This is a genomic window from Futiania mangrovi (assembly GCF_024158125.1).
In the GTDB taxonomy this organism is placed as follows: domain Bacteria; phylum Pseudomonadota; class Alphaproteobacteria; order Futianiales; family Futianiaceae; genus Futiania; species Futiania mangrovi.
In genome coordinates, this window is the sequence record NZ_JAMZFT010000002.1 from 792,583 (window position 1) to 806,996 (window position 14,414).

Sequence of the window (14,414 nt, forward strand, 5' to 3'; positions counted from 1 at the left end):
GAGACGGGCATGAGTACCGACGTTCAGATCATTCTCGTCGCCATCCTGGTCGGCGCTGCGATCTTCGCGATCGCCTACGCGCTGTTCGGCCGGTCGATCAAGCAGAAGGAAGGTGCGCAGCAGCGGATGCAGGCCGTGGCGCGCAACGGCCGGCGCGAGACCGTCGACGAAAGCCGGCGCGGCGACCCGGAAGCCAAGCGCCGCAAGGCCGTGCAGCAGCAGCTGAAGGAGCTCGAGAAGCAGCAGCGCGCAAAGCGCAAGAGCGTCTCGGTGCGCATGAAGATCGAGCGTGCGGGCCTCAGCATCTCGCCCCTGACGCTGCATCTTGGGGGCGGTGCGCTTGGACTCGCGGTTGCGGTTGCGCTCCTCGTGGGGGGCTATCCGCCCATCGTCGCGCTGTGCGGCGGCATCGCGCTGGGGTTTGGCTTTCCGCGCTGGCTGCTCTCCTTCCTCGCGAAGCGGCGCATCAAGAGGTTCACGGCAGAATTCGTGAACGCCATCGACATCATCGTGCGCGGCATCCGCTCGGGCCTTCCGGTGAACGAGTGCCTCGGCATCATTGCGCGTGAGTGCCGGGCGCCCGTCTCGGACGAATTCCAGACCATCGTGGCGGGGCAGAAGGTCGGCGTGACCGTGGATCAGTCCCTGGAAAAGATGCTGGAGCGCATCCCGACATCGGAACTGAACTTCTTCGCCATCGTGCTCGCGATCCAGCAGAAGACGGGCGGCAACCTGGCGGAGGCGCTCTCCAACCTTTCGACCGTGCTGCGCGAGCGCAAGAAGATGAAGGGCAAGATCGGCGCCATGTCGTCGGAGGCCAAGTCCTCGGCCATGATCATCGGCGCGTTGCCCTTCCTGGTCATGATGCTCGTGCATTTTGCGACGCCGGACTACCTGATGCCGCTCTTCACGGAGCGTATGGGCAACATGCTGCTCCTTGGCGGCGCGATGTGGATGTCCATGGGCGTCATCGTCATGCGCAAGATGATCAACTTCGACTTCTGAGGAGGCCTGGCGCATGGGCTGGATCGACACGCTGCTCAATCCGGAATTCGTCGTGACGGTGCTGACGGCCATCGCCGCCTTCGCCACGATCGTTTCCGTCGCGCTGCCCTATTTCGAGCGCGATGCCGCGCAGCAGCGGATCAAGTCCGTCGCTGCACGGCGCGACGAACTGCGCGCCCGCCAGCGCGAGGAACTGAACCGGAAGAATGTCGGCCTCCGGGCCAAGGATCCGCGCGGCCTCGTGAAGCGCATCGTCGAGGACCTGAACCTTCGCGAGCTTCTGGAAGGCAAGAACACCCGCATCAAGCTGACGCAGGCTGGCATGCGCGGGCAGGGCCCGCTCTTCACCTTCCTGTTCTTCCAGCTTGTGATGCCGATCATCCTGTTCATCGGCGGCCTGATCTACTTCTTCACGATCGACACGAGCGGCTACGACCCGATGATGCGGGTGGGCTTTTCCATGCTCTGTGCGGTCGTAGGCTACTACATGCCGACCCTCTGGCTGCAGAACATGATCCAGAAGCGGCAGGAGAAGATCCGCCGCGCCTTCCCGGATGCGCTCGACCTTCTGCTGATCTGCGTGGAATCGGGCATGTCGATCGAGGCGGCCTTCAACAAGGTGGCCGAGGAGATCACCGAGAGCTCCATCGAGCTTGCCGAGGAAATGGGTCTGACCAACGCCGAGCTTGCTTATCTCGGGGACCGCCGCCAGGCGCTCGAGAACCTCGCGATCCGCACCGGCCTCGACGGCGTGAAGGCCGTGACGACCGCGCTGACGCAGGCGGAACGCTATGGCACGCCGCTCGGCCAGGCGCTGCGCGTCCTGGCCCAGGAGAACCGCGACGAACGGATGGCGATGGCGGAGAAGAAGGCCGCCGCCCTGCCGGCGAAGCTGACGGTTCCGATGATCGTGTTCTTCCTGCCGGTCCTGTTCGTCGTGATCCTCGGTCCGGCGATCCTCAAGGTGATGGCGCTCTAGCGGGCGCCAGACCGGGAAATGCTGCCGGGACGACCGCCCCGGCATCTGCCCGGCAGCCACATTCGGACAAGCGCGAAAGGGGAGAGGCTAACAGCCTCTCCCCTTTTCCGTGTCCCGGTCCGGCCGCCGGGCTGGTCCTTCCTGCGATGGCGGCCTCGTCCGGCCGCAGCGCGGGGCCTCAGCGGCGCAGCGCCTGCCAGCGGTCCGGCTCGGACAGCATCTCGCGGTAGACCTTCAGATTGTGGGCGACGACGGCTTCGGGCAGATCCTGCCGCGCGATCTGGCTGGCTTCCTCGAACCGTCCGGTCAGCCCGTAGACCAGCGCGAGGTTCTGGCGCGTCCGCACCTGGCCGCGCGGCTGCTCCAGCGCGCGGGTGAGCAGCGCCTCGGCCTTCTGCGCGTCCCCGGCCAGCGCGCGGGACAGGGCATAGTTGTTCAGCAGGACGACATTGTCCGGGGCGCGCTTCAGCCCCTCCTCATAGACGGGCGCCGCCTCGTCGTGGCGGCCGAGCTTGTCGAGCGCGACGCCCTTCTTGGAGTAGAGCGACCAATCGCCCGGCGTGATGCGCAGCGCCGCGTTCAGCGTGGCGAGTGCACCCTCGTGAGCGCCGGCAGCAAGCTGGCAGCGGGCCAGTTCCTCGTGCAGCGCGATGTCGTCGGAAGACCGCGAAACGAGCGGGGAGAGCACCCGGACGCCCTGTTGCGGCTGGCCGGCGAGGCGGGCGTTGCGTGCCAGCGCGACCGCCGCCTCGACATCGCCCGGATTGCGCTCGTAGTAGGAGGACCAATAGGCAGCGGCGGTCTCGTAATTCTTCTCGTCCTCGGCGAAGCGGGCCGTGTTCTTGAGGAAGGAGTCGACGTCGAGGTCGTCCGGCATCGGCGGTAGCGGCGCCTGCGGGTCGGCGGCCGCCTTGGCGCCGCCGTTCTTCGCCCAGCCGGGAAGCTGGCTGATCGGCGTGCGCGCGCCCGGCGCCTGGGCCGCAGCCGCTGCCGCTCCTCCCGTCGATGCGGCGGCCATGTCGCTGCCGGGTCCCGACGTGCCTGTCGTGTTGCAGCCGCTGAGCAGGCCTGCGGCGATCAGCACCGCGAGAGCCGTGCCCGTCCGTGTGCGAAGCGTGGTGGGGCGTGCCATGCTGTTCCATCCTCCTGGCGGGCCGGGCATGGAAGGCCGCGGCCGGATCACGCGCGATGTGCGCGGCGCAAGGGCCGCGCAGCGTGCGCGCGCTTCCCGAGAGTGCTCCGTCAGGGTCAACGCAAGGTTAACGCCGATCGCCGCCGTGCGCTCCGGATACCTGTTTTTCGCGCGCCGGGCCTTTGCGGGCGGGGGCTGAGGCCATACCTTCTCCTCCGGAGCGAGCAGAGGAGTGCGTGGCATCCATGTCGGACGTGTTCATCACCCGCGGCCCCGACGGACAATGGCCCGATGGGCTGCTGCCTGTCTGGATGGTTGCGAAGGCGGACTACGACACCTGGCGGGCCGGACAGCCGTCTGCCGTCCGTGGCTGGCTGGCTGCGACCGGGTTCGAGCCGGCGGCCGGTGCGCTCGTGCCCGTTCCGGATGCCGAGGGCGCGCCCGCGGGCTATGTCCTTGGGCTCGGCGACGGGGCCGACCCGTTCGTCGCCGGCGTGCTTCCCGCGAAACTCCCTGAGCGGGCCACGGTCCGTCTGGTTCCCGCCGCGTCGGGATCTCCCGTGGGTGCACTGGACGCGCTGGCCATCGCGCTCGGTGCCTACCGTTTCACGCGCTACAAGGCGGCCGACCGGGCATTTGCGCGGGTTGTCGCGCCGGATGGCGTCGATATCGAGGAGGTCAGCCGCATGGCCGCGGCCATCGCGCTCGTCCGCGACCTCGTCAACACGCCGGCGGAGGACATGGGCCCGGACGCGCTGGAGGCGGCGGCACGCACGCTCGCCGGGGATCATGGCGCGCGTGTCAGGGTCATCTGCGGCGAGGAGCTGCTCGCGCAGAACTACCCCATGATCCATGCTGTCGGACGGGCCGGGGCGCGGGCGCCGCGCCTCATCGATCTCGCCTGGGGGCGCGAGGACGCGCCGAAGGTGACGCTCGTCGGCAAGGGCGTGAGCTTCGACACCGGCGGCCTCGACCTCAAGCCGTCTTCGGCCATGCGGCTGATGAAGAAGGACATGGGCGGTGCGGCCAATGCGCTGGGGCTTGCCGCGATGATCATGGGGGCGGGTCTCGACGTGCGGCTGCGCGTGCTGATCCCGGCGGTGGAGAACGCGGTCGCGGGCAATGCGTTCCGCCCGGGCGACGTTCTGCAGACGCGCAAGGGGCTGACGGTCGAGATCGGCAACACCGATGCGGAGGGCCGCCTCATCCTCGGCGACGCGCTGGCCGAGGCCGACAGCGAGCAGCCCGACCTGCTGATCGACCTCGCGACCCTGACCGGCGCGGCGCGGGTAGCGCTCGGGGCCGATCTGCCGCCGTTCTTCACCGGAGACGAGGCGCTGGCCGCCGAGATCGTGCAAGCTGCGGAGGCCGTGTCGGACCCGGTCTGGCGCCTGCCGTTGTGGCAGCCCTACGAGGAGCTTCTGTCGAGCGACATCGCGGACATCGCCAACGCGAGCGAGAGCGGCTTCGCCGGTGCGATCACGGCGGCCCTCTTTCTCAAGCGCTTCGTGACCGCGACGCCCGCCTGGGTACACCTCGACATCTATGCCTGGAACCAGAAGGCCCGTCCCGGGCGCCCGAAGGGAGGCGAGGCGATGGCCATCCGCGCGCTCTACCATCTTGTGAAGGCCCGCCATGGCGGATGAGGGCGAGATCCTGCGCGTGTCCTGCCCGGTGGCGGACATGCGCGCCGAACCCGCCGCGGCTGCGGGCCTCGACACGCAGGCGCTGTTCGGCGAGGAGGTCGTCATCGTCGGCCAACTCGGCGCCTGGATCCGCGGGCGCTCGTGTCTCGACGGGTACGAGGGATGGATCCCGGCCGCCGACCTGCACACCCGGCGCGTGATCCCGACCCACCGGGTTGCGGCGCGGGCGACGCTGCTCTTTCCCCGGCCCGACATCAAGGCGCCGCCGCTCGCGCGGCTTCCGCTGGGCGCGCGGGTGCGCGCGGTCGAGGCGGATGTCCGGATGCACGGAACCGGCCGGGAGGGGCTGCGCCTGGAGACCGGAGGCTACGCCATCGCAGACCATTTCACGCCTCTCGACGAGGCGGAGAAGGACTGGGTCGGGGTGGCCGAACGCTGCATGGGCGCACCCTATCTCTGGGGCGGGCGGTCGTCAGACGGGCTCGACTGTTCGGGTCTCGTGCAACTCGCCGTTCAGGCGGGTGGGCGCGATTGCCCGCGCGACACCGGCCCGCAGTCGGCCTGGGCCGTTCCGTTCGACGGGGGAGCGGGGCTCCGCCGCGGCGACCTCGTCTTCTGGACGGGCCACGTCGGTATCATGCTCGACGAAACGCGCCTTCTCCACGCCAATGCGCATCACATGGCGGTCGCGGCGGAGCCGCTCGCCGAAGCGGTCGCCCGCATCGTGGCTGCGGGAGGGGGGGAGCCCACGCTCTACGGGCGGCTGCCCGGCTGAGCGCCACGGTCAGGTCGAGACGCTCTCGACGTTGCGCGCCTCAAGCTCGAACGCCGCCGCCATGAGTGCCCGGGTGTAGTCCGTCTGCGGCCGGTCGAACACGTCGTCGGCCGGCCCCGTCTCGACGACCTTGCCGTCCTTCATCACGATGACGTGGTCGGCGAGCGCGCGCACCACCTTCAGGTCGTGGCTGATGAAGACATAGGCGAGGCCGTGCCGCCGCTGGAGGTCGCGCAGCAGGTCGACGATCTGCGCCTGCACGCTCATGTCGAGCGCGCTCGTCGGCTCGTCCAGCACGACGAGCTTCGGCTTGAGGATCATCGCCCGGGCGATGGCGATGCGCTGGCGCTGACCGCCCGAGAACTCGTGCGGATAGCGGTCGGCCATGTGCGCCTCGAGCCCCACCTCGGTCAGCGCGTCGGCGATGCGCTGGCGCCGTTCCTCGCCCTTCAGCTTGGCGAAGTGCACGTCGAGCCCTTCGGCCACGATGTCGCCCACCGTCATGCGGGGCGAGAGCGCCCCGTAAGGGTCCTGGAACACGATCTGCATCTCGGCGCGCAGCGGCCTCATGTCGGCGAGCCCCAGCCCGTCGATGCGCTTGCCGAGGTAGCTGATCGGCCCTTGCGAGGGCAGCAGCCGCAACAGCGCAAGGCCGAGCGTCGTCTTGCCCGATCCGCTCTCGCCCACGACGCCCACCGTGCGGCCCGCACGCACCGAGATGTCGATGCCGTCGACCGCCTTGATGTGCCCGACGGTCCGGCGCATGACGCCGCGCTTGATCGGGAACCAGACCTTCACGTCCTCGCCCGCGATCACCACGGGCGCGTCGTCTTCCCCGGCATGCGGCATGCCCTTCGGCTCGGCGGCGAGGAGGTGGCGCGTATAGGGGTGCTGCGGGGCGTCGAAGACCTTCGCCGTCTCGCCCTGCTCGACGATGCGCCCGCCCTGCATCACGTTCACGCGCTGCGCCATCTTCCGCACGATGCCGAGGTCGTGGGTGATGAGCAGGATGGCAAGCCCCTGTTCCGCCTGCAGCCGCTTGAGCAGCTCCAGGATCTGGGCCTGCACGGTGACGTCCAGCGCGGTCGTCGGCTCGTCCGCGATCAGCAGGTCCGGCTCGTTGGCGAGCGCCATGGCGATCATCACCCGCTGGCGCTGGCCGCCCGAGAGCTGGTGCGGATAGGAGGCGAGCCGCGTCTCGGGGTCCCTGATGCCGACCTGGCCCAGCAGCTCGAGAATGCGCGCGCGCGCGGCAGGACCTTCCAGGCCCTTGTGGACGGCAAGGATCTCGCCGATCTGCTTCTCGATCGTGTGCAGCGGGTTGAGGCTCGTCATCGGCTCCTGGAAGACGATGGAGATCTCGTTGCCGCGCACGCGCCTGAGCACCGTCTCGCCCGCGCCCAGCAATTGCTCGCCCTTGAAGACGATGGAGCCCGCCGGATGGCGCGCCGATTTCGGCAGCAGGCCCAGCACCGAGAGCGCGGTCACCGACTTGCCCGACCCGCTCTCGCCGACCAGGGCGACCGTTTCTCCCGCTTGCACGTCGAAGCTGGCGCCCTCGACCGCCGTCACCTCCCCGTGCTCGCCGCGGAAGGCGACGCCCAGGTTCCCGACGCTCAAGAGGGGCGCGCTCATGCGTCGCCTCCGCCGCGGAACGTCTTGCGCGGGTCGAACGCGTCGCGCACGGCCTCGCCGATGAAGATCAGCAGCGAGAGCATCACCGCGATCACCATGAAGGCCGTGATGCCGAGCCACGGCGCCTGCAAATTGTTCTTGCCCTGGTTCAGCAGCTCGCCCAGCGACGGCGACCCCGGCGGCAGCCCGAAGCCGAGGAAATCGAGCGAGGTCAGCGTCGTGATCCCCGAATTGAGGATGAAGGGCATGAAGGTCAGCGTCGCCACCATCGCGTTCGGCAGCAGGTGCTTGAACATGATGACGCCGTTCGAGACGCCAAGCGCGCGCGCCGCGCGGACGTATTCGAAATTGCGCGCGCGCAGGAACTCCGCCCGCACCACGCCGACCAGCGCGACCCAGCTCGTCAGCGACATGATGATCAGCAGCGTCCAGAAGCTCGGCACGATGACGGCGGCCAGGATGATCAGCAGGTAGAGGTAGGGGATCGAGGTCCAGATCTCGATGAACCGCTGGAAGATCAGGTCGGTCCAGCCGCCAAAATAACCCTGCACGGCGCCCGCCGCGACGCCGATGACCGACGAGACGAGCGTCAGCAGAAGCCCGAACAGCACCGACAGCCGGAAGCCGTAGATCATGCGCGCCATGACGTCGCGGCCCTGGTCGTCGGTGCCCAGCCAGTTGACCGCCGAGGGCGGCGCGGGCGCTGGCACCTCAAGCTCGTAGTTGATCGTGCGGTAGTCGAAGGCGATGAGCGGCCAGACCATCGTGCCGCCCGCGTCCGCGATCGCCTCCTGCACGAAGGGGTCGCGGTAGTCGGCCTCGGTCGGCAGGAAGCCGCCGAAGGCCGTCTCCGGCACGAACTCGAACACGGGGAAGTAGGACCGGCCCTCGTAGCTCACATAGAGCGGCTTGTCGTTCGCGATGAACTCCGCAAACAGCGACAGCACGAACAGAACGACGAAGATCCAGAACGACCAGTAGCCACGCCGGTTCGCCTTGAAATTGTTGAGGCGGCGCCGGTTGATCGGAGAGAGGGAGAGAAGCGCCATGGGTCTCACACGTCCCGCTTCTCGAAGTCGATGCGCGGATCGACCAGCGTGTATGTCAGGTCGGTGATGAGCCCCATGACGAGGCCCATCAGCGAGAAGATGTAGAGCGTGGCGAACACCACCGGATAGTCGCGGTTGATCGCGGCCTCGAACGACAGGAGCCCCAGCCCGTCCAGCGAGAAGATCGTCTCGATCAGCAGCGAGCCCGTGAAGAAGATCGAGATGAAGGCCGACGGGAAGCCCGCGATCACGATCAGCATGGCGTTGCGGAACACGTGGCCGTAGAGCACGCGGCGCTCGGTCAGGCCCTTGGCCCGCGCCGTCATCACGTATTGCTTGTTGATCTCGTCGAGGAAGGAGTTCTTGGTCAGCAGCGTCAGCGTGGCGAACGCGCCGATGGTCATGGCGATCACCGGCAGCGCGATGTGCCAGAAATAGTCCGCGATCCGCATCGGCCAGGACATCGCATCCCAATTGTCGGAGACGAGGCCGCGCAGCGGGAAGATCTGGAAGAACTCGCCCCCGGCGAACAGGATGATCAGCAGGACGGCGAACAGGAAGCTCGGTACCGCGTAGCCGACGATCACCACCACGCTCGTCCACACGTCGAACACGCTGCCGTCCTTCACCGCCTTGCGGATGCCGAGCGGGATCGAGATCAGATAGGCGAGCAGCGTCGACCAGATGCCGAGCGAGACCGACACCGGCAGCTTCTCCAGGATCAGGTCGATCACCGAGACCGAGCGGAAATAGCTCTCGCCGAAGTCGAACGTCACATAGCTCTTCAGCATCAGCAGGAAGCGTTCGTGCGCCGGCTTGTCGAAGCCGAACTGGCGCTCGAGCTCCTTGATGAATTCCGGGTCGAGGCCTTGCGCCCCGCGGTAGGTGCTGGAGGTGGCATCCGCGCCGCCATTGCCGCCCCCTGCCGAGAAGTCGCCTCCGCCGGTGCCGGAGAAGCGCGCCGTCGCGCCCACGTCGCTGCCCGTCACCTGCGCGATCACCTGCTCGACCGGGCCGCCCGGCGCGAACTGGATGACCACGAAATTGATCAGCATGATCCCCAGCAGGGTCGGGATCATCAGCAGGAGACGGCGAATGATGTAGGCGCCCATGGCGTTTCCGTTCCCCTCAGCGCCCGCGCGCGGCGTCCAACGCCGCCTTCTTCTCCGGATCGACCCACCAGAGGTCGAGGATGCCGCGCCCGTAGGCAGGCTTCGCTTCCGGCCGTCCGAACATGTCCCAATAGGCGATGCGGTGCGAGGCGGAATACCAGTGCGCGATCCAGTAGTGGCCCGCGCGCAGCACGCGGTCCAGTGCGCGCGCCGCCGTCGCCAGCTCCGCCCGGCTCCCTGCCGCGATCATGCGTTCCGTCAGGGCGTCGACCACGGGCGAGGCGATGCCCGCGTAGTTCCGGCTCCCCTCGGTCGCGGCGGCGGCGGAGGTCCAGAAGTTGCGCATCTCCGCGCCCGGCGTCGGGCGCAGCACGAAGCGCGAGGTGACGATGTCGAAGTCGAAGGACTTCAGCCGCCGCTGGTATTGCGCCGGATCGACGATGCGCATCGCCGCCTCGATGCCGAGGCGTTCGAGGTTCTGCAGGAAGGGTGCGTTCACCCGCTCGAACGACGGCTCGAACATGAGGAATTCCAGCCGGAAAGGCCTGCCGTCCGGCATGGTGCGGCGGCCATCCTGCACGGTGTAGCCCGCCTCCCGCAGCAGCCGGTCGGCCTCGCGCAGATTGCCTCGGTCGCGCCCGCTGCCGTCGCTCAGGGGCGGGACGTAGGGCGCATCCAGGATGCCCGGCGGCAGGTGGGCCAGGAAGGGCTCCAGCAGCGCGCGCTCCTCCGCGCTCGCCGGTCCCTCCGCCTGCATGTCCGAGTTCTCGAAGAAGCTGTCGGTGCGGCTGTAGGCCCCGTAGAACAGCGTCGCGTTGGTCCATTCGAAGTCGAAGGCATAGTCCAGCGCCTTGCGCACCCGCCAGTCGGCGAGATGCGGCCGCCGCGTGTTCAGGAACCAGCCTTGCGTGCCGGAGGGGCGGGCGTCGGGCAGCACCTCGCGCTTCACGAGGCCCGCTTCGGCCGCCGGGAAGTCGTACTCCGTCGCCCAGGTCTTGGAGGTGAATTCTTCCCGCAGCGTGTAGGCTCCCGCCTTGAACGCCTCCATGCCCGCCACCCGGTCGCGGAAGTAGAGATAGCGGATGCGGTCGAAATTGTGCCGGCCCAGGTTCACAGGCAGGTTGCGGCCCCAATAATTCGGGTCGCGCTCGTAGACGATGAAGCTGCCCGCCTTGAAATCCCCGACGCGGTAGGGGCCGGAGCCCACGGGCGGCTCCAGCGTCGTCTCCTCGAAGGGCTGCGTTTCGTAATAGGCCCGGGAGAGCACTGGGAGCGTCGCCACCGTGATCGGGAGGTCGCGCAGATTGTCGCCCTCGAACCGGTAGGTGACCGTGAGAGCGTCGACGGTCTCGGCGGCTGCGACATCGCGCAGCGAGAGGCGGAAGTCCGGGTGTCCCTTTTCCTTCAGCGCTTCGAAGCTGAACACCACGTCGTCCGCGCGTACCGGCGTACCGTCGTGAAAGCGTGCCTCGGGGCGCAGGCGGAAGGTGACCGCGCGTCCGTCCGCGCTGACCTCGGCGCTCTCGGCCAGCAGGCCGTAGACGGCGTCCGGCTCGTCCTCGGCGCGCACCATCAGCGTGTCGAACAGCAGCGGCAGGCCCTGCGCCGGGTCGCCCTTGAGAATCCAGTAGTTGAGGCTGTCGAAGGTGGTGACCGCTGCCGTCCCGATGGTCGAGATCTCGCCGCCCTTGGGCGCGGCGGGGTCGACATAGGAAAAGTGCGGGAAGTCGGCCGGATACTTCAGCGCGTCGAACGCCGAAAGACCATGCCGCGGCTCCGCCGAAGCGCCCGTGGCGCCCAGCAGTACCGCGGCGGCGAGGGACAGGAGGGGCAGGCCCGCGGTGCGCACCGGCTCACTGCCTCCCGTCGGCATCGCGCGACCACCAGACGGTCGGGAAGCCCGGCGTGTAGGGCGGCAAGGCCTCGGGATGCGCAAGCCGGTTCCAGAAGGCAAGGCGGAAGGCTGGTTGAGAGACGCCGTCGATCACGGTCCGGAAGTGCCAGTGCGGGACGACGTAGCGGCCCCATTGCAGCACGCGGTCGAGCGCGCGTGTCGCGGCGACCAGGTCCTGCCGGGTTTCGGCGAAGATCACCTTGTCGATGAGCGCATCGATGGCGGGGTTGCAGATGCCGGCATAGTTGCGGCTGCCGTCCCGGTCGCGGGCCGCGCAGCCCCAGTAGTTGCGCTGCTCGTTGCCGGGCGACAGCGACTGGCCCCAGCTCATCACGATCATGTCGTAGTCGAAGACGTTGAGGCGCTGGATGTACTGGGCCGTGTCGACGATGCGGATGGTCGCCTCGATGCCGAGCCTTTCGAGGTTCTGGACGTAAGGCGCGACGATCCGCTCGAAGTCGGGCGAGACGAGCAGGACCTCGACGTTCAGCAGCTTGCCCTCGCCATTGCGCAGCGCGCCGTCGCGGAAGGCCCAGCCGGCGGCGTTGAGAAGTTCCGTCGCCTTGCGCAGGTTTTCCCGCAGCCCGCGCCGCCCACCGGTTTCGGGCGGATTGTATTCCGTCGTGAAGACCTCTTCCGGCACCTCGCCGCGGAAAGGTTCCAGCAGCGCCAGCTCGCGCCCCTCCGGCAAGCCCGTCGCGGCAAGCTCCGAGCCCTCGAAATAGCTGCGGGTGCGGGCGTATTGCCCGTAGAACAGCGTCTCGTTGGCGAAGTCGAAGTCGAACGCCAGGTTGAACGCCTGCCGCACGCGCGGATCGTCGAAGGGCGCGCGGCGCAGGTTCATCACGAAGCCCTGCATCCCTTGCGGATTTCGGTCGGGCACTGTCTCGACCGTGACCTCGCCCTTGCGCACGGCGTCGAATTCATAGCCCGTGGCCCAGCGGCGCGCACTGTTCTCCGAGCGGAAGTCGTAGGAACCGCCCTTGAACGCCTCGAACGCCACGTCCATGTCGCGGAAATACTCGTAGCGGATGCGGCCGAAATTGTTCGCGCCGACGTTGACGTTCAGGTCCTTGGCCCAATAGTCCGGCACCCGCTCGTAGGTGATGCTGCGGTTGGTGTCGACGCTGGCCACACGATAGGGGCCGGAGCCGAGCGGCGGCTCCAGCGTCGTTTCTCCGAACGCGCGTGTCTCCCACCAGTGCTTCGGCAGGACCGGAAGCTGGCCCATGATGACGGGAAGTTCGCGGTTGCCGGCGGTGTCGAAGGTGAAACGGACACGATGCGGTCCCAGCGCCTCAGCCGTCGTCACATTGGCGTAGTAGAGACGGTAGAAGGGCTGGCCCTCATCGCGCAGGGTCTCGAACGAAAAGACGACGTCCTCTGCCGTCACGGGTTTCCCGTCGTGGAAGCGCGCCTCGGGGCGCAACTCGAACTCCACCCAGGAGAAGTCGGCCGGGTGTGTCACGGTTTTTGCCACGAGCCCGTATTCGGCGTTCGGCTCATCGAGCGCATTGGCCATCAGCGTGTCGTAGATCAGGCCGAGCCCGGAGGCCGCGTTGCCCTTCGCAATGAAGGGATTGAGCGAATCGAAACCGCCGATTGCAAAGAGCGTCGTGGCGCCGCCCTTGGGTGCCTGCGGATTCACATAGTCGAAATGCGCGAAACCTTCCTGGTACTTCGTCTCGCCGGTCAGCGACAGCCCGTGTGCCGTGATCGTGTCGGCGGAAAGTGCCGGCAGGGGCGCCAGCGCCAGCACCACGGCCAGCGCAAGTCCGCACGCATTACCCCAGGCGCTGCAGCCTCCGCCCCCGTGGTGCCTGACCATTCCGATCCTCCCCGGTGCCATCGCGCGATTCCCCGATCCTTGAGCGATATTGGACAGATCCGCATGGGTTCAAGACAAAACTTGGGCCGCACCGGGGAACCGATGCGGCCCTTTGCAATCCGGTCGGCCGGGCGATCCCCGGCCGGCGGCGGTCACTTGCCGCCGAGCGTCTTCAGATAGGCGAGGATATTGTAGAGTTCCTCATCCTTCTTGATGCCGGCGAACGCCATCTTGGTGCCCGGCACCGTGTCGCGCGGATGGCGCAGGTAGTCGGCGAGGCGCTCGAGCGTCCATTCGCCCCCGAAGGACTGCATCGCGTCGGAGTACTTGTAGCCCTCGTGGTGCGCGACTTGCGCTCCGACGACGCCCCAGAGGTTCGGGCCGACGCGGTTCTGACCGCCTTCGTTGAAGGTGTGGCAGGCGGAGCAGATGCGCACGGACTTCTCGCCCGCAGCGGCGTCTGCAGACGCGACGAGCGCCGCGATGTCGGCGGCCGGAGCCGCCGCCTGCGCCGGGGCTTCCGCCGCCTGCTGCGGTGCGCTTTCCGCGGGAGTGGCCTGCGCGGCTTCGGCCGGTGCTTCCGGCAGCGGCTGCGGACTGTCCGAGAGGCTGCGCAGATAGGCGATCATCTCGGCCCTGTCCTCCGGCTTCTTCATGCCGGCGTAGGACATCTTGGTGCCCGGCGCCCAGCCGCGCGGGTTCGCGAGGAACCCGTCCAGCGCCTCGTAGGTCCAGGTGCCTTCCTTCTCCTGCAGCGCGCTAGAGTAGGAGAAGTTGTCGAGATGGCCGATGTTCGCGCCCACGATGCCCCAGAGGTTCGGGCCGACCCGATTCGCACCGCCATTGTCGAACGTGTGGCAGGCCGCGCAAGCGCGGGCAGCGCCTTCGCCGGCCGAGGCCATCGCCCCGATGTCGCCCGTGGCGAGCAGCGCGATGACGGAAACCTCCGGCGCGGCCTCGGCGGCGCCTGCGGCTTCCCCGCCACCGCTCTCCAGCCCGGCGACCTTGTAAGCCTGCTCTTCGAGCTCGTCGGGGTGGAAGACGATCTCCGCGAGCGTCCCGAGACCGAGCGTAACGAGGGCGGCAAGCAGCACGCCGCCGGCGATCTTGTTGAATTCGAAGCTGTTCATCGGGTCGACCTGGCCTGACTTGTCCCGTTCCTGCGCCCCGCGCATCAGGTGCGAAAGGGTGAAAGGCAGTCCGGGAAGGACATCGGGTCGCCCCGCCTTTCCGGTTCCTGCCGCCCAGCCGCTCACGCTGCCCTGGCATCCCGCGTCGCGTGCGGGTCTGCCCTGACACTGATCCGCAACTCCGGCCCGAGGTCCCCCCCGCCGGATTGCGCCGGACATTAGCCGCTTC

11 protein-coding genes are annotated in these 14,414 nt (G+C 68.1%); 4 read left to right on the plus strand and 7 right to left on the minus strand.

What is annotated here, in order from left to right:
* The first annotated feature begins 9 nt into the window (after nt 1-9).
* Together NJQ99_RS10690 and NJQ99_RS10695 are read left to right on the plus strand one after the other, a co-directional pair.
* On the plus strand, nt 10-1,005 hold the full coding sequence (locus tag NJQ99_RS10690) for a type II secretion system F family protein (protein ID WP_269332817.1): 996 nt from the start codon (nt 10-12) through the stop codon (nt 1,003-1,005).
* A gap of 13 nt (nt 1,006-1,018) precedes the next feature.
* Nucleotides 1,019-1,984: a type II secretion system F family protein gene (locus tag NJQ99_RS10695; protein WP_269332818.1), complete on the plus strand. Its 966-nt coding sequence runs from the start codon at nt 1,019-1,021 to the stop codon at nt 1,982-1,984.
* 178 nt (nt 1,985-2,162) lie between these two features.
* On the opposite strand, the gene NJQ99_RS10700 is transcribed toward NJQ99_RS10695, so the two are convergent.
* Nucleotides 2,163-3,116, minus strand: a complete 954-nt coding sequence (locus NJQ99_RS10700; protein WP_269332819.1) for a tetratricopeptide repeat protein — start codon at nt 3,114-3,116, stop codon at nt 2,163-2,165.
* A 245-nt stretch (nt 3,117-3,361) separates the two neighbouring features.
* Here NJQ99_RS10700 and NJQ99_RS10705 point away from each other — a divergent pair, with 245 nt between their 5' ends.
* A complete protein-coding gene (locus NJQ99_RS10705; protein WP_269332820.1) occupies nt 3,362-4,762 on the plus strand; it encodes a leucyl aminopeptidase family protein in 1,401 nt (466 codons plus the stop codon).
* Nucleotides 4,752-5,537, plus strand: coding sequence for a C40 family peptidase (locus NJQ99_RS10710; RefSeq protein ID WP_269332821.1), 786 nt, complete (start codon nt 4,752-4,754; stop codon nt 5,535-5,537). The genes NJQ99_RS10705 and NJQ99_RS10710 overlap by 11 nt, the downstream gene beginning before the upstream one ends.
* Nucleotides 5,538-5,546: 9 nt before the next feature.
* Here the strand turns inward: NJQ99_RS10710 and NJQ99_RS10715 are convergent, their stop codons facing one another.
* The 6 genes from NJQ99_RS10715 to NJQ99_RS10740 form a co-directional block, all read right to left on the minus strand.
* Entirely contained in the window at nt 5,547-7,172 is a 1,626-nt protein-coding gene (locus NJQ99_RS10715) for an ABC transporter ATP-binding protein (protein WP_269332822.1), read from the minus strand.
* Nucleotides 7,169-8,221: an ABC transporter permease gene (locus tag NJQ99_RS10720; protein WP_269332823.1), complete on the minus strand. Its 1,053-nt coding sequence runs from the start codon at nt 8,219-8,221 to the stop codon at nt 7,169-7,171. The genes NJQ99_RS10715 and NJQ99_RS10720 overlap by 4 nt, the downstream gene beginning before the upstream one ends.
* Nucleotides 8,222-8,226: 5 nt before the next feature.
* The gene (locus NJQ99_RS10725) at nt 8,227-9,333 is read right to left on the minus strand and encodes a microcin C ABC transporter permease YejB (protein WP_269332824.1); all 1,107 of its coding nucleotides are present in this window, start codon (nt 9,331-9,333) and stop codon (nt 8,227-8,229) included.
* 16 nt (nt 9,334-9,349) lie between these two features.
* Entirely contained in the window at nt 9,350-11,206 is a 1,857-nt protein-coding gene (locus tag NJQ99_RS10730; protein ID WP_269332825.1) for an extracellular solute-binding protein, read from the minus strand.
* Nucleotides 11,187-13,055 (minus strand): extracellular solute-binding protein, encoded by a 1,869-nt coding sequence (locus NJQ99_RS10735; RefSeq protein WP_269332826.1) that lies wholly within the window; start codon nt 13,053-13,055, stop codon nt 11,187-11,189. The genes NJQ99_RS10730 and NJQ99_RS10735 overlap by 20 nt, the downstream gene beginning before the upstream one ends.
* Nucleotides 13,056-13,207: 152 nt before the next feature.
* On the minus strand, nt 13,208-14,185 hold the full coding sequence (locus tag NJQ99_RS10740; protein WP_269332827.1) for a c-type cytochrome: 978 nt from the start codon (nt 14,183-14,185) through the stop codon (nt 13,208-13,210).
* Nucleotides 14,186-14,414: the final 229 nt, after the last annotated feature.